Annotated in this window: 18 protein-coding genes; 8 read left to right on the forward strand and 10 right to left on the reverse strand. The window is 57.8% G+C overall.

The window, feature by feature from the left end; genetic code table 11:
* The first annotated feature begins 216 nt into the window (after positions 1-216).
* Positions 217-2568 carry a mechanosensitive ion channel family protein gene (locus ACP15U_RS07770; protein WP_425044582.1) on the forward strand — a complete coding sequence of 784 codons (2352 nt, stop codon included), beginning with the start codon at positions 217-219 and terminating at the stop codon, positions 2566-2568.
* Positions 2569-2610: 42 nt separating this feature from the next.
* On the opposite strand, the gene ACP15U_RS07775 is transcribed toward ACP15U_RS07770, so the two are convergent.
* The 4 genes from ACP15U_RS07775 to ACP15U_RS07790 are packed head-to-tail and all read right to left on the reverse strand — an operon-like array spanning position 2611 to position 8486.
* Positions 2611-3765, reverse strand: a complete 1155-nt coding sequence (locus ACP15U_RS07775; RefSeq protein WP_425044583.1) for an ABC transporter permease — start codon at positions 3763-3765, stop codon at positions 2611-2613.
* Positions 3762-4790, reverse strand: a complete 1029-nt coding sequence (locus ACP15U_RS07780) for an ABC transporter permease (protein ID WP_425044584.1) — start codon at positions 4788-4790, stop codon at positions 3762-3764. The genes ACP15U_RS07775 and ACP15U_RS07780 overlap by 4 nt, the downstream gene beginning before the upstream one ends.
* Positions 4790-6721 carry an ABC transporter substrate-binding protein gene (locus ACP15U_RS07785; RefSeq protein WP_425044585.1) on the reverse strand — a complete coding sequence of 644 codons (1932 nt, stop codon included), beginning with the start codon at positions 6719-6721 and terminating at the stop codon, positions 4790-4792. Before ACP15U_RS07785 ends, ACP15U_RS07780 begins: the two co-directional genes overlap by 1 nt.
* Positions 6714-8486, reverse strand: coding sequence for a dipeptide ABC transporter ATP-binding protein (locus ACP15U_RS07790; RefSeq protein ID WP_425044586.1), 1773 nt, complete (start codon positions 8484-8486; stop codon positions 6714-6716). The genes ACP15U_RS07785 and ACP15U_RS07790 overlap by 8 nt, the downstream gene beginning before the upstream one ends.
* 238 nt (positions 8487-8724) lie before the next feature.
* On the opposite strand from ACP15U_RS07790, the gene ACP15U_RS07795 reads away from it, so the two are divergent.
* The 5 genes from ACP15U_RS07795 (at position 8725) to ACP15U_RS07815 (ending at position 13915) form a co-directional block, all read left to right on the forward strand.
* Positions 8725-9210: a class I SAM-dependent methyltransferase gene (locus ACP15U_RS07795; protein ID WP_425044587.1), complete on the forward strand. Its 486-nt coding sequence runs from the start codon at positions 8725-8727 to the stop codon at positions 9208-9210.
* Between the two features lie 133 nt (positions 9211-9343).
* Positions 9344-10723, forward strand: coding sequence for a bifunctional enoyl-CoA hydratase/phosphate acetyltransferase (locus ACP15U_RS07800; protein WP_425044671.1), 1380 nt, complete (start codon positions 9344-9346; stop codon positions 10721-10723).
* Positions 10720-11862: an acetate/propionate family kinase gene (locus ACP15U_RS07805; protein WP_425044588.1), complete on the forward strand. Its 1143-nt coding sequence runs from the start codon at positions 10720-10722 to the stop codon at positions 11860-11862. The genes ACP15U_RS07800 and ACP15U_RS07805 overlap by 4 nt, the downstream gene beginning before the upstream one ends.
* 99 nt (positions 11863-11961) lie before the next feature.
* Positions 11962-12591 (forward strand): glutathione S-transferase family protein, encoded by a 630-nt coding sequence (locus ACP15U_RS07810; protein WP_425044589.1) that lies wholly within the window; start codon positions 11962-11964, stop codon positions 12589-12591.
* Positions 12592-12610: 19 nt separating this feature from the next.
* A complete protein-coding gene (locus ACP15U_RS07815) occupies positions 12611-13915 on the forward strand; it encodes an NAD(P)/FAD-dependent oxidoreductase (RefSeq protein ID WP_425044590.1) in 1305 nt (434 codons plus the stop codon).
* On the opposite strand, the gene ACP15U_RS07820 is transcribed toward ACP15U_RS07815, so the two are convergent.
* Positions 13912-17310, reverse strand: a complete 3399-nt coding sequence (locus ACP15U_RS07820) for an indolepyruvate ferredoxin oxidoreductase family protein (protein WP_425044591.1) — start codon at positions 17308-17310, stop codon at positions 13912-13914. The two genes, ACP15U_RS07815 and ACP15U_RS07820, sit on opposite strands and share 4 nt — an antisense overlap.
* 142 nt (positions 17311-17452) lie before the next feature.
* On the opposite strand from ACP15U_RS07820, the gene ACP15U_RS07825 reads away from it, so the two are divergent.
* The gene (locus ACP15U_RS07825) at positions 17453-17911 is read left to right on the forward strand and encodes an Lrp/AsnC family transcriptional regulator (protein ID WP_425044592.1); all 459 of its coding nucleotides are present in this window, start codon (positions 17453-17455) and stop codon (positions 17909-17911) included.
* 18 nt (positions 17912-17929) lie between these two features.
* On the opposite strand, the gene ACP15U_RS07830 is transcribed toward ACP15U_RS07825, so the two are convergent.
* A complete protein-coding gene (locus tag ACP15U_RS07830) occupies positions 17930-18319 on the reverse strand; it encodes a DUF3307 domain-containing protein (protein WP_425044593.1) in 390 nt (129 codons plus the stop codon).
* 268 nt (positions 18320-18587) lie between these two features.
* Here ACP15U_RS07830 and ACP15U_RS07835 point away from each other — a divergent pair, with 268 nt between their 5' ends.
* Positions 18588-21542: an ABC transporter transmembrane domain-containing protein gene (locus tag ACP15U_RS07835; protein WP_425044594.1), complete on the forward strand. Its 2955-nt coding sequence runs from the start codon at positions 18588-18590 to the stop codon at positions 21540-21542.
* A gap of 7 nt (positions 21543-21549) precedes the next feature.
* Here ACP15U_RS07835 and ACP15U_RS07840 read toward each other — a convergent pair whose 3' ends face one another.
* From ACP15U_RS07840 to ACP15U_RS07855, 4 genes are all read right to left on the reverse strand, one after another.
* On the reverse strand, positions 21550-21834 hold the full coding sequence (locus tag ACP15U_RS07840; RefSeq protein ID WP_425044672.1) for a metalloregulator ArsR/SmtB family transcription factor: 285 nt from the start codon (positions 21832-21834) through the stop codon (positions 21550-21552).
* A gap of 106 nt (positions 21835-21940) precedes the next feature.
* Positions 21941-23188 (reverse strand): mandelate racemase/muconate lactonizing enzyme family protein, encoded by a 1248-nt coding sequence (locus ACP15U_RS07845; protein ID WP_425044595.1) that lies wholly within the window; start codon positions 23186-23188, stop codon positions 21941-21943.
* Positions 23189-23216: 28 nt separating this feature from the next.
* On the reverse strand, positions 23217-24308 hold the full coding sequence (locus tag ACP15U_RS07850; protein WP_425044596.1) for a Zn-dependent alcohol dehydrogenase: 1092 nt from the start codon (positions 24306-24308) through the stop codon (positions 23217-23219).
* A gap of 93 nt (positions 24309-24401) precedes the next feature.
* The gene (locus tag ACP15U_RS07855) at positions 24402-25607 is read right to left on the reverse strand and encodes a TCR/Tet family MFS transporter (RefSeq protein WP_425044597.1); all 1206 of its coding nucleotides are present in this window, start codon (positions 25605-25607) and stop codon (positions 24402-24404) included.
* Positions 25608-25632 lie beyond the last annotated feature (25 nt).

Consider the following 25632-nt stretch of genomic DNA (forward strand, 5'->3'; position numbering starts at 1 on the left):
GTAAAGGCACCTTTCGATCACACACTCTACTAGTAAATTCCGGTGGCAATGAAAACACGTAATCGGGAGGTATCTTGTAAGGTAAACTGTTGCGATGGTAGGGCAACAATCCAGCCGATCCCGCCGATTGCGGTGCCACTTGCTGTCGTTTAGCGTGGGGTATGCGCCGCAATTGTCGGCAACCCCTGCGGACCCGAAACCGAGTAGATCTGACCTATGCCGACAATCCTCATTCGCTTTCTGACCGCCTTCTTGACGACGGTGTTTTTTTCTTTGCCGTTGGCCGCACAGGTTCCGGGTCTCAGTGCAAGCGCCGAAACTGAAACCGGTTCAGAGAATGCGCTTGCAGAAGTAATCCGGCAGGCGTCGGAAGCCGGCGTCAGCGTCATCGTTGTCGACAGCTCGGGGCAACTGGCCGAGGCGGCGGAGGCGGGATCCGGTTCAGGTGACGGCGGCTCGGGCATGGAGAGCGCCTCTGGTCTGATGCGGGCGCAATCAGAAATCGCCCAGTTCCGAGAGACTTTGCGCAAGCGCCTCGAGGTTTTGCCAAACTCTTTTGTCGAGGTTGCCTATATTCTGCGCGCCACAAGCCCCGACGGCGAGATCCTGACATTCGCAAAGATCCTCGGGGTCTGTGCGGTGATGTTCTTTATTGCGTATTTCGCCATGCGCGAAATCTATGGAAAGCGCATCGCCCGCCGGTTCGTCATGGCCCGGATTTTGGAAAACCCACAGGGGTATCGCGAGAAAATGCCATTTCTGGTGGTCCGCTTTCTTGCCGGGGTTGGGGGAACAGTGTTCGGCATGATTGTGTCCTATATCGGACTGTATCTGCTGTTTGGAGAAACCCAGAATCTGGCTGTGGAATTCACCGTTTCGGCCATCTTCCTGACCTTTTTCCTCGCGCGAACGGCCTCGGACCTGTGGCGTATGATACTGTCGCCGTTCCTCAGTCAGTACCGTATCCCGCACTTCTCTGACCGTGACGCCAAGAGGCTCTACCTGTGGGCCTCGACGCTGGCCACATATGACATCATTACCGTGATGTTCAGCACCTGGATCGGTGATTTCGGACTGAACTACAATGTCTATGCCGTGTTCTACGGGTTGATGTCGCTGGTCGGTGTGTTTGGAAACGTCCTGATGGTTCTATTCAATGTCGGTGCCATCTCGAACGCGATCCGAGGCGGACGACCTGCGGCCGAGGTTAGCTGGCTGCTGCGATTCCTCTCGTTCGCATGGGCCCCGGCCATGCTGGTCTATGTCGGCTTCAGCTGGCTGGAGATGGCCTTTGACCTTGTGTTGGAAAAGCCGGTTTCGGTGCCGATCATCGTTGGTTCATATGGCGTTTTCATATCCATCATCATTGTCTATGGCGCCATCAATTATGCGATCGAGAGATATTTCGATCGGTCGCGGGAGATTCAGCGCCGCAATGCCGAGACCGAGCAGGACGACGAGGAGGCACTGGAAGAGCCGGTTGCCGAGATTCCCGATCCGTTCCGTCGGCATCCGATCGCAACCTTCGAAGATCTCGCCCGCCGGGTCGCCGGAATTCTTGCCTTCGGTGTCGGGTCCTATGCACTGTTCATGGTCTGGAACCCCGAACCCGCATGGCTGAATGATACGGTTGTGGACCGCTTCATAGACGTGGCCGTGATCGTATTCATCGGGTACATCGTTTTTCACTTTTTCCGCATTTGGATCGACAGCAAGATCGAAGAGGAAACCGATGGTCTCGAGCCCGGCGAACTGGGCGACGAGGGCGGTGCGACTGGCGCGTCACGCCTGGCAACGTTACTACCGCTCTTTCGCGGAGCAATACTGGCCGTTGTGGTGGTTTCGATTGTGCTGATTGCCTTGCTGGAACTCGGCATAAATGTCAGCCCGCTCTTTGCTGGTGCCGGTGTCGTTGGTCTGGCCGTTGGTTTCGGTGCACAGACGCTGGTGCGCGATATCTTCTCTGGGGCGTTCTTTCTGATCGATGATGCGTTTCGCAAAGGTGAGTACATCGACATTGGTGATGTCAAAGGAACGGTTGAAAAGATCTCTGTCCGGTCGTTCCAACTTCGGCACCACCTTGGCGCGCTCAACACCATTCCTTTTGGCGAGATCAAGGTTCTAACCAACTATTCCCGCGACTGGGTGATCATGAAGCTGCCGCTCCGCGTCACCTATGACACTGACGTTGAAAAAGTTCGCAAGCTGATCAAGAATCTGGGGCAGGAATTGCTGAGCGACCCGGTCATTGGCGACAATTTCATCCAGCCTCTGAAATCTCAGGGCGTGATCGAGATGCAGGACAGTGCCATGATCATTCGGGTCAAGTTCATGACCAAGCCCGGCGATCAGTGGCTGGTGCGCAAGAAGGTCTATCAGGAAATCCGCGAGCTCTTTGCCCGTGAGGGTATCAAGTTTGCGCACCGAGAGGTCACGGTTCGGCTGGCAGACGAAAAGGGAGCGGCTGATCTGACACCGCAGCAACGCGAGGCTGTTTCCGGTGCCGTTCAGGCCGCGATCGACGAAGATTATCTGGACGACATCGGGCCGGGTGGCGACGACCGCTGAACGGTGCGTCGCTGACGCCGCCATTCAATATACCCGCCGGGCTTAACTGTCGTAGGGGTCCAGGCTGTCCCGAAGGCCGTCGCCCAGGAAATTGAACGCCAGAACAACGACAATGATCGGGATCATCGGAATCGCCGTCCAAGGGTAGATCTCGATCGACGCGAGGTTCTGGGCATCGTTGAGCATGACGCCCCAGCTCACCGCAGGCGCCCGCAGACCAAGCCCAAGGAAGGACAACGCCGTTTCGCCAAGGATCATTGCCGGGATCGACAAAGTGGCCGATGCAATCAGGTGGGACATGAAGTTCGGCAGCAGGTGCTTGCGGATCACCCGGCCTGAGCTTGCCCCCATCATTTCGGCCGCGCGGACGTATTCCTCTTCGCGCAGCGACAGGAATTTGGCCCGCACCGCACGTGCAAGTCCCGGCCAGTCGAGAATTCCCAGAATGACAGAGATAATGAAAAACACCGCCACCGGCCCCCAGTTCGAGGGCACCGCTGCCGATAGCGCCAGCCATAGCGGCAATTCAGGAAGGCTGCGGAGGATTTCGATCACACGGTTGATGATCCAGTCGGTCTTGCCACCGAAATATCCAGCCAACGAGCCAAGAATGATCCCCAGGAAGAACGAGACCGAAATGCCGATCAGACCCACTGTGAGAGACAGCTGAGCGCCATAGAGAATCCGGCTGAAGACATCCCGGCCCAGCCGGTCGGATCCCCAAAGGAACACTGTTGCGCCTTCGGGCGCGCAGAACAAATGCGTGTCGCTTCGGATCAGGCCGGCAAGCTTGTATTCCCCGGCCTCGCAGAAAAAGCGCACCGGAGCGGGATTGTCGGTGTCCGGAACGAATTTCCACTGAAATGTTTCAAGGTCCGCTTCGGCGACGATTGGATAAATGAAAGGTCCGCGAAACTCTCCCTCGTGGAACCAATGAACAGCCTGTGGCGGTGCATAAAGATGGTCCGAGTTCCGCTCGTTCGGCGTGTAAGGCGCGATGAAGCCGGCAAAGGGCAGCATCAAATAGGAAAAGAGCAGGAAGATCCCGGAGATTAGGCCCAGTTTGTGTTGTTTGAATTTGCGCCAAACCAGAACGAAATTGGGGGCGTCGAGATCGCGGCGCTCAAGCTGTTGCAGGCTGGCCTGCGGATCATAGGGCGCATCGTCGACATAGCGACCGTCGGGGAGCCTGCTCATGTTTCGCGCCCCTCATATCGGATCCGGGGATCGAGCATCACCAGCAGCACGTCCGAGATCATAGTGCCAACCAGAGTCAACAAGGCGACAAACATCAGTACGAAGCCGGACAGAAACTGATCCTGCGTCTTTAGGGCGGTCAGTAGCGTGGGGCCAATTGTTTGCAGCCCCAGCACAACGGAAACCAGAACTGATCCCGAAACCATTGACGGGAGCAGGTTTCCGATATCAGCCACGAACGGGTTGAAAGCCACTCGTAGAGGATACTTGGTCAGCATTCGTGGCGGGCTCATTCCCTTGGCGATAGCAGTTTCCACATATGGCTTGCCAAGTTCGTCAAGCATGTTGGCCCGCAGGCGTTGCATCATGGCCGCCGCGCCGGAGGTGCCGATTACGAAGGTCGGGACGATCAAGTGGATCAGGATCGACTTGACCTTTTCCCATGTCATTGGCTGGCCTTCGTATTGCGGGTCCATCAGGCCACCGATTGGCAGGTCAAAGAACTTGTGACCGTAATAAAAGAGGATAAGTGCCAACAGAAAGTTGGGGGTCGCCAGCCCCAGATATCCGACAAATGCCGACGTGTAATCCACCCATGTCCGCGACCGGGCCGCTGCAAGCACCCCCAGTGGCAGTGCGACCATATAGACAAAAAGAACAGCGGCAAGATTGACCAAAACCGTTAGCCAAAGGCTTTCGCCAACGATCTCGGCCACGGGGCGGTCGAACTCAAAAGACCAGCCGAAATTGCCGTGGATCAACCCGGAAAACCCGTGCGGCCCGGGCATGAAGCCGACCCAGATCATGTACTGTTCCCACAACGGACGGTCGAGCGCATATTCCTTGCGCAAAAACTCGGCCTTGGCCACCCCGGCTGATTGGCCGGATGCGCGCAGCTCCGCGATCTGGTTCGACAGATAATCCCCCGGTGGGAGGTTGATTATCAGGAACACCAGCGCGGACACTACGAGCAGTGTCAGCAACATGGTGAAGAACCTGTAGATCGCGTAGCGAAGGATCAGCATCAGCCGTCACCAGCATCCGCAAAAAAGAACTCGTCAGGGCGGTGCACACCGAAATGAGCCCCCGGATCCCACGCCCACATGCCGGCCTCGGGGACATTGCGCAAGCGCTTGGACACGACAATCGGTTGTGGTGCTTCGTTCAGGATACCGATGCCATAGACCTGGTCGGCATGAATGGCCAGCATCTCGCGCCATGCAGCTTCGCGCTGTTCGTCGGTTTCGGCGGAATCCCAGATTTCGGCTAACTCCATCAGGCGTTGCGGCTCAGGCATGTCGGGAGCTTCCCCCGCGTCGCCGTTGGTCTGGAAGTGCTGCCCCCATTTCGGCCAGGCAAAAAACTCCTGCTGACGCGGCGCGATGTAGTCGGGCGAAGTGTAGACCTGCGGGATACCGTTATCCCAGCCGAACCAGACTGCGGCCATGGAGTTTCCGGAGTAAACCCGGTTGCGCAGAATATCCCGATCAAGCGGTCGCATGACCAGTTTTACGCCGACTTCGCGCCAGGTATCGGTCACGATCTGAAGGGCGTTCTCCACCTCCTGCCGTTCGCCTGCCGTTTCGATAACCAGTTCCATTGGCCGGCCATCGGGCAGCAGGCGGATACCGTCGGGCCGCCGTTTATCCAAACCGGCTTCGTCCAGCAGGCGGTTTGCCTGTTCCGGGTCGAAATCCGACCATGCCGCCCGGTTGTTCTCATCAAAGAAGGGGCTGGAGGGGAGAACGGACATCGCGCCTGGCTTGGCCAGCTTGAAGTAGAGTGCCTTGTTGATGGTTGCCCGGTCGATGGCGAGTGACAGGGCCCTGCGGACGCGGACATCGCGCAGTACAGAGCGCCAGACGTCATCGGCGACATTCAGATTGGGGTAGATCGCAATTTGCGACGCCACGCCTGTTCGCCAAAGCAAAGTGACATAGTTTCCTCCCTCGGACTCGCCTTTGCGCAGGATCGAGATGTCGCGGAAATCCAAACCGCGCCCCTGCAGGTCGCTTTCACCCGCGTTCGACTTTGCGGCGACCAGTCCGGGGGCAACGATCTCCATCTCGACGACATCAATATAGGGTAACTGCACGCCCTTGCTGTCGATGCGGTGATAGTATGGGTTGCGAACGAAGAGATGGCGGATCTTCTTGCCGGCGCTGGAATTGATCCAGGGTTGCAGGGTTGGCAATTCGTGGTTGTCGAACTTGTACATGTTGTCGCGCTTGTTGTGCAGCGAGGCCCAGCTTTTGACCCGGTTGTCGGCGACGATCTCTGCAAGTGCGTCTGCCTCGGCATAGTCGCCATGGTAATGCTTCAGAAAATGCGACGGCCGGTAGATGAAGGGTGGTCGCGCCTGCGCCAGTGACTGAAGGAAGTTCGGGTTGGGATTTTTCCAGGAATAGACCACGGTATGTTCATCTGGGAAACTGACCTCGGGCAACTCACCGCCCGCCCGCAGGAAATCTGGTGGGCCAGCGGGGCTGAGAAGCTCATTATTGGCAACGTCTTCCCACCAATATCTGAAATCTTCGGAGGTGAACGGCGCGCCATCAGACCAGCGGTGCCCTTTGCGGAGGCGCAGGGTAAACACCCTGTTGTCCTCGTTTTCGAAGCTCTCAAGGATATCGGCAACAAGATTGTAGTTCTCATCATATCCGATAAGACGCGCATATCCGTAGACGACCATTTGCCGAATGTCTTTGCTGCGTGTCACCATCGTGCTCAGAGTTCCGCCCGGGGTGCCAAACTCGCGCCCCTTGGCGGACATGTCCACGACGACCGGATTTTCGGGAAGGCGTTGCTGGACCGGTGGCAAAGAATTGCTGTCGACCTCCTGCTGCCAGAAAGCGCCCTCTTGTAGTGGCGGGATCTGTTGCGCGGCTGCTGGCAGCGCAGTCAGCAGCGCGAAAGCAGCAGCAAGGGTCAGGGACGGACGAATAGACTTAAGCATGGCAGCGGACCTTGTGGCCGGGTTCGAATTCAGTGAGCGAAGGTATCACGGTGTCCGTGAAACGAAAGGCTTCGCCCCAGCTGTCCGGCGCTCCGGCGCCCTGTGCGACAAGCTTGAGATTGATGGGGCGGTCAATGTCGGGCTCCGGCTGTGCCGCGATCAGGGCCTTGGTGTAGGGGTGTTGCGGGTTGTGAAAGAGCGTATCCGGAGGAGCCTGTTCGACCACGAGCCCCTGCCGCATCACCGCGACTTCATCGGCGATCCGCGCCACCACGGCCAGATCATGTGAAATGAACAGGTAAGACAGGTTCATCTCGTCGCGGATTTCTTCCAACAGCGTCAGGATTTGCTCCTGAACCGATACATCGAGCGCCGAGGTGGGCTCGTCGCAGACGATAAGCTTGGGGTCCAGCATCATGGCGCGAGCGATCGACAATCGCTGGCGTTGGCCCCCGGAAAATGCGTGCGGATAACGTTTCAGCATGTCGGCATTCAGACCGACTTCCCGCAGCATCTGAGCCGCACGGTCACGTCGTTCGCTGCGCGACCCGATCTGGTGGATCTCCAGAGGCTCTATCATGGCATCCTGAATTCGCATGCGCGGGCTGAGCGAGGAATAGGGATCCTGAAACACCATCTGCGCCTGTTTCTGGAATTCGATGCGCTGGCTGCGGGTCATCTTGTGAACGGCCATCGCCTGACCGCCCGGTTCCGGCCTGAACAGGATTTGACCGCCTTTATCTGGGGGTTCGGCGCCCAGAGCCAGCCGTGCTGCGGTGGTTTTCCCTGATCCACTTTCGCCGACAATGGCCAGGGTTTTACCCCGCGGCAATGTCAGGTCGATACCCCGGCAGGCGTGGATTAGCTTTTCCTTTTTCAGAAAGCCGCTGGCTCGCATCGTGTAGGTCTTGGAGACATTGTTGAGCTCAAGGATCAGATCCCGTTGAGCGGGGGGCGGCACGTATTCAGTTTTTGCAGGTATTGCCGGGGCCGCGTCGAACAGTTGCCGTGTGTAGGGATGTGCCGGTGCCCCCAGGATAGCTTCGGCCGAGCCGGATTCCATAATCCGGCCTTTGTGCATCACCACGACCTGCTCGGCCATGTTGGCTACAACGCCTAGGTCATGCGTGACCAGTATCATTGCCATTCCGGTCTCTTGCTGCAGATCTTTGATCAGCCCCAGAACCTGTGCCTGCGTGGTCACGTCGAGCGCCGTAGTGGGTTCGTCTGCAATCAGCAGATCCGGCTTGGCCACCATCGCCATCGCAATCATCGCGCGCTGGCGCATGCCGCCCGACATCTCGAAAGGGTAAGAACGATATGCGCGGTCAGGGTCGGGAAAGCCCACACGATTAAAGGTATCCAGTACCTGGCGTCTTGCTTCGCGTTCGCTCATCCCGCGATGCAACCAGAGCACCTCGCTGACCTGGTTGCCGATCCGGTGCAATGGTGACAGCGACCGCATCGGCTCCTGAAAAATCATCGAAATACGGTCGCCGCGTACATCGCGCATGCGGCGTTCGCTGAGATCGGAGAGAACGACCTGCCCATCCCGTCCGTTCAATGTGACCTTGCCTGATCTGATGCGCGCAGCCCGCGGAAGAATTCGGAGGACGGCGCGGCAGGTGATCGTTTTGCCGGAACCGGATTCTCCGACAAGCGCAAGGGTTTCACCTTGCTGAACTTCGAACCCGATATCCCGGATGACGGGATCACCTTCTCCGAAGCTGATGCTAAGATCTTCGACCGACAGCAATGGTGTCATGCAAGCACGCCTGTCTGTCCGTCGTCCCGCAGCATTGGTCCCGGAAGCCTCCCCATCCCTTTTTCCTCGCGTCACCTTCGCTTGGCGCGACCCCTCTAGTCAAACCCGAAATCCGATTGCGACCGCATTACATGACGTTAGGCAACCGCCGGCAAGGGGATATAAGTCTACACATTCCCCGGCGTCTTTGGCATGACAAGGGCGGCGCGAATGCCGGAAACCACCCAAGGAGAGCCCCATGAGCCGTCTGGACCTGTTCATTGATCGTATGGTGTCACAGCGCGCCTGCCTGGATCATGCGATTGCCGAGACCGCAGGACTGACCGGGCCGGTGTTCGAACTGGGCCTTGGCAACGGTCGCACGTATCATCACATGTTGGAGAGGATCGAAGGGCGTGATATCTACGTGTTCGAACGCGCGGTTGCATCGCACCCTGATTCGACCCCTTCCGAGGACGCTCTGATCCTCGGTGATGTAACCGAGACGTTGCCGGAGGCATTTGAGCGGTTCGGGCCTTCGGCCAGTTTGGTGCATGCCGATCTGGGCGGGCACAACCGCGAAAAGAACGACATATTTGCTCGCAAGGTTTCGCCTCTGATTGAACCGTTGTTGGCAGAGGGCGGAATCATGGTGTCCTCTGACCGGATGTATTTCCAGTCGCTGACCGAGCTTGCCCTGCCAAAAAACGCCGTTGAAGGGCGTTGTTTCATATACCGTCGCTGATCGGGTCGCCGGCAAGATCCCAGTCCCAGTTGCGCCGGATCATGTCTATGCCTGACATTTCGTGGTATTCCGGGCGAAAAATTGGGTGTTGGTCCGCGCGCGGGCCTATTGAAACGGAGCCGCAGCGATGAACATACCAATAAAGAATGTGCCCTTCGAGGCGCTCGAAGTCGGGATGGAAGCCCAGCGGACAAGGACGCTCAAGGCGGACGATCTCTATGTTTTTGCCAATTCGTCGGGAAATATGAACCCGATGCATTTGCCAAAAGAGGATGGCGACGGCGATGGAATGTCCGAATCTGTCGCCCCCGGGATGTGGGTCGCTTCGCTGATCTCGGCGGTGCTGGGGTGCAAATTGCCGGGCCCGGGCACACTTTATCACGCGCAAACCCTGCGCTTTCTCGGGCGCGCTCATGCGGGCGATGAACTGACAGTCAAGGTGCGTCTGACCGCAAAGGGAGACAACCGGCTGGTCACGTTCGATACGTGGGTCGAGGCGCAGGACGGAAGCCGCATCGTGGAGGGCGAGGCCCAGGTCTTTGCCCCCGAGAAGCCCCTGCAATTCGAGCTGGAGGATATGCCGGGCCTGACGGTTCAGCGCCATGTTCATTTCGACCATTTGCTTGCCATGGCCGAGCCGTTGCCGGCCATACCCACCGCGGTTGTGGCGCCTGAAAAGGTCGATGCACTGGCCGGGGCGCTGCTGGCCGCCGAACATACCCTGATCGACCCGATTCTGATCGGCCATTCCGAAAAGGTCAGTGCTGCTGCGGAAGAGGGTGGGTTGGATCTCAACGGGTTCCGCGTCGTTGATGTTCGCGACCACCGGCTGGCCGCTAAACAGGCGGTGGCTATGGTGAACGAGGGCGGTGCTGCCGCCGTGATGAAAGGCCATTTGCACACCGACCAGTTGCTGGGCGAAATCGTCAAGCGCGATGGCGGATTGCGACGCGGGCGCAGGCTGAGCCATGTGTTCGTGATGGATGTCCCAGGATTGGAACACCTGCTCTTGGTGACCGACGCGGCAATCAACATCACGCCGGATCTTCAGACCAAAGCGGATATCATCCAGAATGCAATCGATCTCGCCCGATCGCTCGGTCTTGAGCAGCCCAAGGTGGGAGTTCTGTCGGCGGTGGAAACGGTCAATCCGGCGATCCCCTCGACACTTGATGCGGCAATCCTGTCAAAAATGGCGGACCGGGGCCAGATCACCGGCGGGCTCGTAGACGGGCCGCTCGCCATGGACAACGCGATCGATCTCGGAGCCGCCGCAACCAAGGGTATACGCTCATTGGTCGCCGGGCGCGCCGAGATTCTCGTGGCGCCGAACATGGAGGCAGGCAACATGCTGGCCAAAGAACTCACCTTTCTTGCGCATGCAGAGGCGGGTGGGATCGTGGTAGGAGCGAAATGTCCCATCATCCTCAACAGCCGATCAGATGACGACCGCGCCCGGTTGGCTTCGTGCGCAGTTGCAGCCCTGCACGCGGCGCGGGAACGGACAGAATGACAGCGATCCTCACACTGAATGCCGGCAGTTCGTCAATCAAGTTCGGGGTTTATCTTTCGGGTGATGAACCGGTACTGATTCAATTGGGTCAGGTCGAAAACCTTGGCCCGGTGGCACGGCTGGTATGCGATGGGGAAGAGCCACTGGAAATCGGGCCGGCAGACCACGCAGCAGCCATTCCAGCCATACTGCGGGCGGTGGCGCCGACGTTGGATGGCCGAGTTGTGACCGGTGTAGGTCACAGAATAGTTCACGGAGGCCAGACCTTTGGAACACCTGTCGAGCTGACCGGGGACGTTCTCACACAGCTTCAGACGCTTGTTCCGCTTGCCCCGTTGCATCAGCCGCACAACCTGTCTGCGGTAGCAGCCGCACAAGATGCCTTTCCGGACGCATTGCAGGTCGGGTGTTTCGACACGGCCTTTCATCGTGGCCATCCCTTTGTAAACGATACCTTTGCACTGCCCCGCAGATTTTATGACCGCGGTGTGCGGCGCTATGGGTTTCACGGTTTGAGTTATGACTACATCACCGGTGCACTAAAGCAGGATCATCCTGATCTTGCCAAAGGCCGCGTGGTGATCGCGCATCTGGGCAATGGTGCATCCATGTGCGCGGTTGAGGATGGTCGCTCGATCGGATCGACAATGGGATTTTCCGCCCTTGACGGACTGCCCATGGGGACCCGTTGCGGACAACTTGATCCTGGTGTTTTGCTCTATCTCATGGATCAGGGGCTGGGTGTCGAAGCGATTTCCCGGATCCTGTATAAAGAGAGCGGGCTGAAAGGTCTGTCCGAACTTAGCCACGATATGCGAACTCTGTTGGTCAGTGATAATCCCAAGGCAGCAGAAGCGGTGGACTATTATGTCTTTCGAATTCGGCGTGAGCTTGGAGCGATGGCAGCGATCCTGGGAGGGCTGGACGCCTTGGTCTTCTGCGGTGGGATAGGCGAAAACGCGGCACCGATCCGCGCCCGAGTGGTCGAAGGTATGGAATTCCTCGGTTTGGAGCTGGACGAACAAGCGAATGATGCCAATGCGACCGTGATTACCAAGGGCGCCATTCCCGCTCTGGTCATTCCCACGGATGAAGAGCGCGTGATTGCCCGTGCGGTGAATGCCCGGCTGAGCGACTGACCGGAACGCGCCGTCACGGTCAATGGGGCTGGCGGTCGGCCAGTGGCTGAGTATTCTCCTTTCGAAAACCGCAAAAGCGGCGGAAGGGGAGAAACCAGAATGATTTTCTACGATTGCTCGACAGCGCCGAACCCGCGCCGCGCGCGGCTGTTCATTGCAGAAAAAGGGCTGGATATCGACACCCGCGAGATTTCGATAGCCAAGGGTGAGCAGCTTCGACCGGATTTTCTGGCCGTCAATCCGCGGGCGACTCTTCCGGTTTTGGTCACTGATGAAGGGGATGTTCTGACCGAGAACCTTGGGATTGCTGCATATCTCGAGGCAAAATACCCCGAGCCACCGCTCATGGGGAGAACCCCGTCGGAGAAAGGGGCCGTGCTCATGTGGAACTCTATTGTCGAGCAACAGGGCGGCCTTCCGATCGCTGAGGCGTTGCGAAACAGCAATCCGCACATGAAGGATCGTGCGATACCGGGGCCGGTCGATTTCGTTCAGATTCCCGAGCTTGCTGAGCGCGGAATGGCGCGGGTTGGGTTGTTTTGGGACCTGTTGGAGAAACGGCTGGCGGAAACACCCTATGTCGCCGCGAGCACGTTCTCGCTGGCTGACATTACAACGTTTGTGTTTGTGGAGTTCGCGCGTGTGATCCGGGCGCGCATTCCCGAAGAGAACGATGCTACGCTGGCTTGGTACGAGAGGGTCAAGGCGCGCCCCAGCGCATCTCTGTAACGGACAAGGAGGGGCCGGAATGAACAGTCCGGATGCCATCATAATCGGGACCGGAGTGATCGGGGCCGCCATTGCTTTTGAAATGGCAAAGGCCGGCTGGAAGACCCTGTCACTGGATCGGAATTCGCAGGCCGGACACGGTTCAACTGCGGGATCCTGCGCGATCATTCGCATGCATTATTCCACGTTCGACGGAACGGCTCTTGCTTGGGAAGGCTATCACTACTGGCGCGATTGGGTGGAATACCTTGGCTTGCCAAGCGAAAAGGCTCTGGCCAAGTTTCGCGAAATCGGCTGCCTGGTGATGAAAACAGATGCAAACGGGCAGCTTGAAAAACATATGCGCTATTCAGCGCAACTGGGGTGCCCCTACGAAGAACTCACCGCGGAACAGGTTCTTGATAGATTGCCAATCTACAACTTGGACAGTTTTGCCCCGGCGAAGCGACTAGATGATCCCGCCTTTGGGAAGCCCAACGGTGGCCGAATGGGCGGTGCCGTGTTCTGGCCGAATGCGGGCTACGTCAGTGACCCAGCCCTCTCGGCGCAAAACCTGATGGACGCAGCTTGTCACTACGGGGCTCAGGTTCGCACCGGGGCCGAGGTCGTCGAAATCCTTCGAGCAAACGGCAGAGTTCGGGGTGTGAAACTGTCTGATGGTGAAGAACTCCTCGCGCCGGTTGTCATCAATGTTGCCGGTCCGGGGTCCGCCGCTATCAACAGAATGGCGGGGGTGACCGGAGATATGACGATAGAAACCCGCCCATTGCGGCAGGAAGTGGTGCATGTTCCTGCGCCAGAGGGTTTCAACTTTGAGGAGCGCGGCACGATTGTCTCTGACAGCGACATCGCCTGCTACGTGCGGCCCGAAAATGGAAACCACATCCTCATCGGGTCGGAGGACCCGGAGTGTGATCCGCATCAATGGTGCGAGGACGACATCCATTTCAACAGGGATTTCACCGATCAATGGACGACGCAGGCCATGCGCTATGCCCAGCGGGTGCCGTCGCTGGGCATTCCCGGCAGGACGCGCGGTGTCGTGGATCTCTATGACGCTTCGACGGACTGGATCCCGATCTATGACAAGTCCAGTCTGCCGGGTTTCTACATGGCCTGTGGAACCAGCGGAAATCAGTACAAGAATGCCCCGGTTGCGGGCAAGTTGATGGCCGCATTGGTGGCATATTGCGAAGGCGGCGCAAACCATGACGCGCAACCTTTGCAGTTTGCCTTGCCTTATATCGGCCGAACGATCGATACGGGCTTTTACTCGCGCAATCGCCCAATCAACGACGAAAGCAGTTTTTCGGTTCTTGGTTAGGCCAGAGCCGCTTCGACGGCTATCCGGGCTTCTGCAACGGCGGTCTCTCGAACGGGACCAAAGCCACGGATCTCGTCGGCAGAAGTGAGGGCAGCCTGCCAGCGCGGCTCTTGGTCTGATCGGTATTCCTGCTCTGCCCGGGCCAGCAAAGCCTCGTACCATTCCAGCGTTTGCCGGTGCATCCGGGCCTCGCTGTGATAGCCGAAGGGATTCAGCAATGAGCCTCGCAGCGACTTCAGGCTTGCGATTTGGTTCAGAACCGGTTTCAACCACGGGCCAAAAGACCGTTTGACCGGACGCCCTCGCGCGTCCTTGCGCCAGCTTAGCAATGGCGGGGCCAAGTGGTATCTGACCGAAAAGTCACCTTCGAACTTGTCTGCCAATTCGTTGTTGAAATCCGGGTTTGTCATCAGACGGGCGACCTCGAATTCGTCCTTGTAGGCCATGAATCTGAACAGGTTCCGGACAACGGTTTCCAGCAATGATGCCGGAAGTTTCCCCCGCAATGCCGCAATGCGATCTGTGTATCGCTTGGCATAAATTGCGTCTTGATAGCTGGTCAGGAATGTCGCCCGTCGGGCTATCATCTGGTCCAGTGTCTCATCGGCCGCCCGCGGCTCGCTGCATCTCTCCAAATGCGACGGATCGTGTGCGATGGAACGGCCAATGGCAAAGGCGAGCCGGTTCTTTTCTATCGCAACTCCGTTCAGGAGGATGGCCTGACACAAAGCCATCTCGGACACCGGGACCAATCCTTTTTGCCACGCAAATCCCAGCATCAAGACGTTGGCGAAGACGGCGTCACCCAACAATGTTTCTGCTGCGGCGTTCGCGTCAAAACCAGCAACGTTTTCGGGCCCCACCACCTGCGCGATTGCAGTTTCTCGCGCGTCAACCTTCAGCTGCGCGTCGCGACGCAGAACAAGATCACCCGTTGGCATTTCGGCGCGGTTCAAAACAACTTGGGTGCCCTTTCGGTAGTGCGCGGAGGCTTTTGACGCGGAACTGACGACAATATCGCAACCGATGACTGCGTCCGCCCCTTTGTGGTCAATCCGCACCTGATTCAATGCCTCAGGTGCGGCACCCAGTCGAACATAGCTGAGCACGGTTCCGAACTTTTGTGCAAACCCCGTAAAGTCCAGAACGGAACTGCCCTTGCCCTCCAGGTGAGCGGCCATGGTGATCAGCGCACCAACCGTGACAACCCCGGTCCCGCCCACCCCTGTGACAAGCAAATCGAACGGCTCCGTGAGTGGTGGAACCACAGGGGCGGGCAGGTTGGCCTCGAGTGAGGCCAGATCGATCGTGACGGCACGCTTGCGTCGGGCTGCGCCTTCGACCGTTACGAAACTGGGGCAGAATCCGTTGAGACAAGAGAAATCCTTGTTGCAGGTGCTCAGGTTGATCTTTCGCTTTCGGCCGAGCGGAGTCTCTTTCGGTTCCACGCTCAGACAGTTGGACTCGACCGAGCAATCACCGCAGCCTTCGCAGACCAGATCGTTGATATATGCAAACCGTTCCGGATCCTGCATCTTGCCGCGTTTGCGCCGCCGCCGCTTTTCGGTGGCGCAGGTTTGTTCGTAGATCAGAACGGAAACGCCCCTGACTTCACGCAGTTCACGCTGAAGCGGCATGAGGTCCGCCCTATCATGGAAACTGGTTCCGGCCGGGAAATCGGACCGGTTGAATTTTGAGATGTCGTCTGAGACCAGCGCGATCCGTTTCACGCCTTCTGCCCGACAGGTCTGAGCGATGCCAGAAACGCTGACCGGTCCATCGACCGGTTGGCCGCCGGTCATAGCCACAGCGTCATTGTAAAGGATCTTGTAGGTTATATTGGTGTTGGCCGCCACCGCTTGCCGGATGGCCAGCGATCCGGAATGGTACCATGTGCCTTCGCCGAGATTCTGGAATATGTGCTTGCCGCCGTTGAATTTGGACGCCACGACATGTGGCACGCCTTCGCCGCCCATTTGGGCATATCCGGCGGTCTGGCGGTCCATCCAGCTTGCCATCACATGGCAGCCAATACCGCTGGCCGCAGACGAGCCTTCCGGCACCTTGGTCGAAGAATTGTGCGGGCAGCCCGAACAGAAATAGGGGGTTCGGGTCGCCCCTTCGACATTGATCAATTGCGGCGGTTGGTCGGTCAGGGCTCTGGCCTTTGCCGGCAATCCTTCTTCTGGAAAGAACCCATCTAAGCGGGCCGCAATGATCGGGGCAAGCATGAGTGGGCTAAGTTCGCCGGTCCACGGGATCAGTGGTTCACCATGGCTGTCATACTTGCCCACCATCTTTTGAGGTTTGTCACCGGGCCAGTCGTAAAAATACTCTTTGAACTGGCTTTCGATGATTCCACGTTTTTCTTCGACAACCAGCACCTCGGACTTTCCGCGCACAAAACGCAACGCGTTTCGCCGAGCAAGGGGCCAGACCATGCCGACCTTGTAGATGTCGATACCCAGTTCCCGACACTTGGGTTCGTTCAATCCCAGAAGGCGCAGTGCCTCCATCAGGTCCAGATGACCCTTTCCGGTCGTCACAAAACCAAAGCGGGCTTTTTTGATGTCATAGATACGGCGGTCTATTGGGTTAGCCTCGGCAAAGGCTCGAACCGCACGCAATTTGTGACGAATGCGGGTTTCGATTTCGGGTGAAGGAAGATCCGCTGCGCGTACATGCAATCCGCCTGCAGGGAGATCGATCTGCGGCAATTCGAACTTTCGGTCGGGGCGCAGGTCTACGGATCGCGCCGATTCCACCGTTTCGCTAACCGCCTTGAACCCGACCCACGTTCCCGAAAATCGCGACAGCGCTATGCCGTATTCGCCGTATTCAAGATACTCCTCGATTGAAGCGGGGTTCAGCGTCGGCATGAACCACGACATGAAAGCGACGTCCGACTGATGGGGCTTGGATGAGGATACGCAGCCGTGGTCGTCGCCGGCCACTACCAGAACTCCCCCTTTGGGAGCGGATCCGTAGGCGTTCCCGTGTTTGAGTGCATCGCCGGACCGGTCGACGCCTGGGCCTTTGCCATACCACATCGAAAAGATGCCCTCGTGTTCGCAATGCGGGTCCAGAGTGGCTTGCTGGGCGCCCAGCACGGCGGTCGCCCCAAGGTCTTCGTTGACCGCTGGCATAATAGTCACCCGGTCTGCATCCAGCCTGTCTTTGGCTTTCCACATTTCCAGATCCAATGCGCCCAGTGGCGAGCCGCGATACCCCGAAACAAAGCCCGCCGTGTTCAGTCCGGCCGCGCGGTCGCGGCGGGCCTGATCCATCATGATCCGGACCAGTGCCTGCGTTCCGGTCAGAAAGACACGGCCCTCGGTGCGTTGGTAACGATCATCAAGCTGGTAGGTTTCAAAAGACGCATTGTGCTGGGTCATGGCAGGGATCCTGTTCACGTAACCATGCTGGTGGGTTAGAGTATCCTTCCGATCCCGAATTCTGGTTCCAATCTTACAGGCCTTCGGGAATAATGTGGTCGTTCTGCCCGAAATACTGTCAATAATCGGAGAAATTAACCAAATGCATCTTGATGACCGGGACCGCAGAATTCTCAGCTTGTTGCAGGCAGACAGCCGAATCTCGAATGCCGATCTGGCCGAAGCCGTCGGGATGTCAACATCGGCACTGTGGCGTCGGGTCCGGCAAATGGAGGAGGCTGGGGTGATCGAACGCTATGGCGTCGTTGTGAACCCCACAGCCGTGGGTCTGGGCTTTCAGGCTATCGTGCACGTGCAATTGACCCGACACGATCCGGATAAGATCGTCGAGTTCATTCGGGCTGTAGAAAACAACACCGATGTCCAGGACTGCTATGCCACAACAGGGCAGTCAGACTATCACCTGCGGGTGATGTGCCGGGATCTGGATGCGTACAACCAGTTTCTTGAAAGCTTTCTGTTTCGGCTACCGGCTGTCGCAAGTGCGCAGACAAACGTAGTTCTTCGCACCGTCAAACGGACCCGTTCCGTGCATTTCTAGTGGCGCAAGACCGGTCAATCAGACGGCAAAGTTTGCCCAGGCCCACACCATAGCAAGGTAGGTCAGATGGTGCAGTAGCTGGTCAAAGCCTGCCGCACGCCAAAAGGATGCTTGAGTCGGATTCAGGTCCTTAATCTCCGAATACCTCGCCTTGATGAAGTCGATATGGAAATGGATCACCCATTCCAGCAGGCAGATGACGACAATGAAACCGAACGGTGCGCCCACGATGATGAACGCCAGCGCAGATCCAATGGCGTGGATGGCTGCGTGTTCCGCGCGGCCAAGATGAATGTACTCGTCCCGACCCGCCAGCATTCTGGGTGTTTGCAGAAAATAGTCGGCGAACATGTGCTTGACCTGAAGCAAGCACAACAGCAACAAAACCTGTCCAACCAACACCGGCACATCGTCCTCCCGAAACGGACCGCTTGGGCATAGCTTACGGGTTTCGTCCTCGCGCTGCAATTGAGCAGACGGAAACGATGCGTTCGAATTCTGCGCCGAGCGCGAAAAAGACGTTGGGAAAACAGTTTGCCAGCGGCCGGGCAGGGTTGTTACACCTGTAAGGTATTGTCAGGAAAACCTTGCCTTGCCGGGCAACTGAGCGCATCGGACGGAACCTATAGAACGGACGCTATTCTCCTTTATCTGGAAATACTCCAAGCGGGATCAAATGATCCTGCTCATGGTGACCACGGCGTTGTTCCCGCTTCTTTACCTGACGCTCGAGCTGCCAAAACGCATTATTAACGACGCTATTGGTGCCCAGAGCTCCACGGTTGAATTCCTTGGCTTCACATTTGACCAATTGACGTTTCTGGCCATTCTGTGTGTCGGTTTCCTGCTGGCCGTTTTGGCGCATGGCTTGCTGAAGATGCGCATCAACACGATGAAGGGTGTGCTCTCCGAGCGTATGCTTCGGCGGTTTCGTTATCAGCTGATTGGACGGGTTCTGCGCTTTCCACAGCCCTATTTTGAGCGGGTAAGCCAAGGCGAACTAGTCTCGATGATCACCGCGGAAAGCGAGCCGATGGGCGGGTTGATGGGCGACGCGATCAGCCAGCCGGTCCTGCAGGCAGGGCAGATGATCACGATTCTGGCCTTTCTGTTTCTACAAAGTGTCTGGTTCGGTCTTGCCGCCGTTGCGCTCATTCCGCTTCAGGCCTGGCTGATTCCCAAGCTGCAGCGTCAGATCAACCTTCTCAACAAGAAACGTATTCAGGAGGTGCGCGTTCTGGCGGCGCAGATCGGGGAAAGCGCGGCCGGCGCGTCAACCCTGCGCACCAATGGCGGCTGGCGTTTTCGTATGGCGATGGTGACCGAGCAGCTAGGTCGCCTGTTCCGGATCCGGTTCGAAATCTACCAGAAAAAATTCTTCATGAAGTTCATCAACAACTTCATTTCTCAGATGACGCCGTTCTTGTTCTATTCGGTCGGCGGTTTTCTGGTGCTGCAGGGCACGGTTTCCCTGGGCGCGCTGGTGGCGGCACTGGGCGCCTACAAGGATCTGTCCAGCCCATGGAAGGAGCTTCTGGCCTACTATAACCAAACTCAGGACATGGCGCTTCGCTGGGATGTCATCCTTGAAAGGTTCGCCCCGCCCGGGATGGTCGATGAAAGCCTGTTTGACGGCGAACCGGAGAACATCCCGCATCTGAATGGCGATATCGTTCTCGAACATGTCAATGTCCGGGACGCCGACGGAAACCTTGTGCTGGAAGACCTGAATGCGACCCTCCCGGCGGGTGCGGTAATTGGTATTGCTGCATCGTCCGAAGAAGATCGCCGCGCATTCTCGGAACTGCTGACCCGAGAGGTTTTGCCATCGGTCGGAAAGGTCGGTATCGGAGAGTATGATCTGTCGGATCTTCATCAGGCGGTGGTGGCGTCCAGAATAGGCCACGCGACGTCGCGGCCGGTTCTTTTTCAGGGAACGTTCGGGGAAAACGTCATGATGCCGGTCAAGCATCGTCCGGTAACTGATACGCGCAACAGCACCGCATATGGCGAAGCGCAGCGGGCCGGAAACAGCCCGGATCCCTATCATGCCGATTGGCTCGACCCACAAATGGCAGGGCTCGAAACCGAGGACGAGCTGCGCAATTGGTGGCTGCGTCTGATCGAGGGCATGGGATCGGGCACCGCCTTGTTCCAACGCGGGCTCGAACAGAATTTCGATGCCGCCACGCACCCGGAACTGGCGACCTCATTGGTGACCCTGCGGCCCGTGGTTCAGCAAGCGGTGCGAGAGGCCGATCTTGAAGCACACGCCCACTTTTTTGATCCGGACGAATACAATGCGTCGTTGCCTCTTGGCGAAAACCTATTGTTTGCTACGCCGTCCGAAGAGATAACCCGCGAAAAGATGGCGCTACAGACCGAGTTTCTCGAGTTGCTGCGAACGCTTGACCTTGATGACACGCTGGTCAGCCTGACCACCGATGTGATCGACATGTTGCGGCAGACCTTTGGCATCGACGGCACCGACCACCCGCTGTTCCGCAAGCTCGGAATCGAGGTCAAAACTTATGAAACAGCGCTGGAACTGGTGGAGAGAACCCGCAAGGACGGCGCTGACATTCTGGACGATACGCAATTGGCCAATCTGCTGATTGTGCCGATGCTGATCTCGGCCGATCAGATTGGCCCCGCGTTTTCGGATGAACTCAAAGCGCAAATCCTTCAGCTGCGACGCAGCCATTCCGCCGAGCTTCTGGAATGCCTCGACACCTTGTTTGTTCCGCTCGAGCCAGAGCGGTTTGCGCCAGGGCTCACCGTGTTAGAAAATGCCCTGTTCGGAAAAGTCAGCCAAGTGTCAGGGGGTAAAGCGGATGAGTTGCGTAAGCTCGTAGCGACTGTTCTGATCGAGAATGGCGCTCAGCAACAGGTCGTTGAACTCATTTATGACCTTCCGTTGGCTTTGGGCGGGATCAACCTGCCGGGTATCTTTGCCGAGCCCTTGGCGTTTTCGAGGGCGACTATCAAAAGGCCGGATATCCTCATTCTCGATCAGGCGCTGGACAGCTATGACATGAAAACTCAGGTTTCTGTTTTCCGGAACCTGCGCGCACTGTTGCCCGATACGACGGTGATCTATCTCAACGAATCCTTCGAAAACGAAGACGCATTTGACAACTTCTTTGAGCTCAAACAGGGTCGAATCGTCACCGACGAAGCAACCGAAACTGTAGGGGATGACGGCGTTGCCAGCGCCGACCTCGCTCGCAAGGTGCGTGAACTTGAGCAAACGCCGCTGTTTTCAGGCCTCAACCGGCGACAGATGCGCCTGCTGGCGTTTGGTGCGCGCTGGTATCACGCCGAGCCGGGTGAGGTGGTGTTCCTGAAGGACGACGAACCCAAAGACGGTGCTTACATGATGATCGAGGGCGAAGCGGGTTTGTACCTTCCGCAAGATGACGCGGACGATCGCCTGATTGCCAAGGTCGGGCCGGGCACGCTTGTCGGAGAACTAGGGTTGATCCGCAAAGAACCGCGCGCGCTCAGCATGAAAGCCGAAACAGAAATTACCTGCTTGAGGATCGGCGAAGAAGAATTTCTTGCCGTGGTTGAGAATGACGCGGCAACAGCCTTCAAGCTTTTGCAGGTGGTCGCTGGATACGTCGCCTGACCGGGCATTACTCCTGCCCGCAGAACAGCGAATACAATAATCCGATCACTTGCTCGGTATTGTTATCGGATAGCGAGTAGAAAATCGTCTTGCCTTCGCGCCGGGTGGTGACCAGACCTTCCTCACGCAGTCTCGCAAGCATCTGGCTGACCGCGGCTTGCCGGATGTCCAGAAGGTTCTCGAGTTCTCCGACGGACTTTTCCCCAGCCCCGAGATGACACAAGATCATCAATCGTCCTTCATGGGCGAGTGTCTTGAGGTAGGCGGCGGCCTCGGCAGCGCGCTCGGTCATGTCCTTGGGTGTTGCCGGAGACAACTTCTCAGAAGGTTGAATCGTCACGGTTCGCGGGTCTCCTGTTCCGGGTTCTGGATAATATGACCCGAACAGGATCGGCAAGTCACCCCTCAGATGGGTCTGGTTCGCGAGCTGGCGCTCCGCCCTGGAAGGCATTTCCGTTTACATAGTCGCAAGGAGCTTCTTGTGTCTCCAGATGTAGCCCAGTGCCCTTATAGGGATGTGCGCGGGCCAGCTCCTCATCAACATCAATGCCCAGACCCGGAGCGTCAGGCGGCTTCACAAAACCGTTATCAACGCGGATTGAACCCTTTATCAGGCGATCGTGGAACTCGGTTTCGATCGTTTCCAGCAAAAGAAGATTGGGAATCGAGGCTGCGAGATGAATGTTGGCGGCCCATTCCACCGGCCCGGCATAGAGATGAGGCGCCATCTGAACGTTGAAGGTCTCAGCCATCGCCGCGACCTTTTTCATTTCCCAGATGCCACCTGCACGACCCAAGGCAGGTTGCAGGATCTCAGCGGCTCCCGCTCGCAGAACTGCGCCAAATTCGGCCTTGGTGGTCATCCGTTCCCCGGTCGCGACCGGGATGCGAACATTGCGGGCGACGCGCGCCATATCCTCGATGCTATCAGGTGGCGTAGGTTCTTCGAACCATAGAGGAGAATAAGGCTCGATCGCCTGACCCAACCTGATTGCGCCGGCGGTGTTGAACTGCCCATGTGTTCCGAACAGAAGGTCCGCCTTGTCACCCACGGCCTCTCGGATTGCCTTGCAAAAGGACACCGACATGGAAATGTCCGACATCGCCGGCATATGACCTCCGCGGATCGTGTAGGGGCCTGCAGGATCGAACTTGACCGCGGTGTAACCACGCCTGACCATTTCAGCGGCGCTTTCGGCGGCCTGTTCCGGCGAGGTCCAGAAATCACTGAGATTATGTTTAGCCAGCGGATAGAGGTAAGTGTAGGCACGGATGCGGTCATTCATTCGTCCACCGATCAGCGCGTGAACAGGACGGTCCCGATCCTTGCCGAGAATGTCCCAGCACGCGATCTCAAGCCCCGAGAAAGCTCCCATGACGGTCAGGTCGGGGCGCTGGGTAAAGCCACTGGAATAGGCGCGCCGGAACATCAGTTCGATGTTCTCGGGGTTTTCTCCTGCCATGTGCCGCTCGAACACATCGTGAATGACATGTTTCATCGCCTCGGGTCCGACGGATGAGGCGTAGCACTCTCCCCATCCGGTGACCCTGCTGTCGGTGGTCAGCTTGACCAGTATCCAGTAACGCCCGCCCCAGCCCGGAGCCGGTGGGGCGGTAACGATTACATCAAGATCCTGCAGTCGCATGGCCGGGGTCCTTCCGTGCGGTCAGATTTCAGCGATCGAACACGATCACATTTCGTTTGGCGCTACCGGAGTTGGTGTCGGCGATGGCCTCATTGATCTGGCCCAGCGACCAGCGACCCGAGATCAGCTCATCCAGTTTCAATCGGCCCTGTTTATAAAGGTCGATCATCCATGGGATGTCACGTTGAATTACCACATCGCCCATCTTGGAGCCGATCATGCCCTGGCTGAGCGCGCCAATGATCATCGGCTCGTATTGCGCTGTATCTCCGGCGTGAGGCAGTCCCACAATGATGACCTTGCCGCCCAATGCCAGGTAGCGTGGCGCCTGATCAAAGGCAGGAATGGCGCCGACTGTGACCATGACCACATCTGCGCCCTTTCCGCCCAACGCTTTAAAGACAGATTTCCATGGTGTCTTGTCTGTCGCGAGAACGCCGTGTGTCGCGCCAAATTCCTTTGCTGTTTCGAGCTTTTCCTCTGTCATGTCGACGGCAACAACCCGGCGGGCACCCGCAATTCGAGCGCCCTGAATGGCATTCAGCCCGACGCCGCCCGCGCCGATAACCACGGCATCCTGTCCCGGACGCAGGTTCGCAGCATTCACGGCAGCTCCGACCCCGGTGATGACCCCGCAAGACAACAGGCAAGCCACGTCCCCAGCCATATCCGAGGGGATCTTCACGATCTGGCTGTGATCGACGACAACCCGTTCCGCAAACGCGCCACAGGCCATCGCCTGTTCCAGTGGAGCACCGTCGCTGGTGCGGATCGGTCCTTTTTGCCCATCGATGGGTGTCGAGCAGATGGTTGGTTTTCCACCTGCGCAATTGGGGCATGAACCGCAGGCCCGGATCAGAGTGACAATGACACGATCCCCAACCTTGAAGTCGCCTGCGCCCTGACCAATTGCGCTGATCGCTCCTGAGGCTTCATGCCCATAGACCGCAGGGAGGTTTCCGCCCCAGCCGCCTTCGGCATAGTGAATGTCGGAATGACAGATCGCCACGGCTTCCAGCGTGACTTCTACCTGGCCCATGCCGGGGGCAGCAATCTGAATGTCCTCAATGGACAATGGTGCTCCGAACTCGCGGCAGACCGCGGCCTTGATAGTTTGCATGCAGTAGCCTCCCCTTTTCCCTGTTGAGCAAAGGGTGGGGCAGCAAATCGTATCGGGCAAGCCGGAAACCGGCACAGGCACGTCGCGGTTACGTCACGGAACGGTTTTGGCCCGGATCGAATGGATGAAAATAGCTGCCGCCAGGAGCAGAAGCAGCATCGACAGCGCAAATGGGGCTCCGGGTAGGTAAAAACGCGCATCAGCGCCGGCAAAAGCCGAAAAGACGCTTGCCATCATCAATGGCGAAACGATCATCGACAGTGCGTGAACCGAATTGACGACGCCCAGCAATTCGCCCTGCTGATTGTCGGGAACAGCGCGCGACATCATCGCCTGAATTGCGGGTGCTACCACCGCCCCAAGCGCCGCCACTGGGGTCAGCAGTAAGGCGACCGCGCCACTGGTCACGACGGTCAGCATTCCGAAGGCAAGAAAGTCTGCCCCGAGACCCAGAAGTACGGTGCGGGCTTCGCCGAACCGATGCAGCACAATCCGTATCAGCACGCCCTGAACAAGGGCCATGGTTAGTCCGAACAATGCGAGCGAGAGCCCGATGACCTGCGGACTCCAGCCAAAACGGGCCTCGGTGAAGTAGGACCAGATGGCCGGATAGACATAAAGGGCTACGGAATAGAGGAAATAGACCCAAAGCAGCTCACGCACTCCTGGCAGCGACGAAACAGCACGAAAGGCGCCAAGCGGGTTGGCCCGGCGCCAGTAAAAAGGGCGCCGGATGACGTCGGTGACTGTCTCGCGCATGACAAAGAGGCCAAGCAGGAAGTTTGCACCTGACAGGATCGCGGCAGCATAAAACGGAGCGCGGGTGCCAAACCCGCCCAGCACACCGCCAAGTATCGGCCCCAGCACGAACCCAACACCAAATGCGGCTCCGACCAAGCCGAAATTTGCAGCCTTCTTGGAGGGTTCCGAGATGTCGGCCATGTAGGCGGTGGCAGTCGTATGTGTAGCGGCGGTGATGCCGCCGACGACCCGGCCCAAAAGCAACAGCCAGATCGATCCCGCAATGGCCATCACGAGGTAATCCAATGCCATGACTGCAAGCGACACCAGCATGACTGGGCGCCGCCCCAGATAATCAGAAAGATTTCCAAGAACCGGGCTGAACAAGAACTGCATCACGGCAAAAACAGTCGACAACACCCCGCCCCACAGTGCTGCGTTGGCCAGATCGCCACCCTGCACCTCGCGGATCAGGGACGGCATGATCGGCATAATCAACCCGATGCCCATGGCATCGAGCATTACGGTGATCAGAATGAAGACAACAGGCAGTTTCATATCAGGCCGGTTTGGGAACGGAATC

This window comes from Primorskyibacter sp. S87 (assembly GCF_049801055.1).
Classification (GTDB): domain Bacteria; phylum Pseudomonadota; class Alphaproteobacteria; order Rhodobacterales; family Rhodobacteraceae; genus JBNAGF01.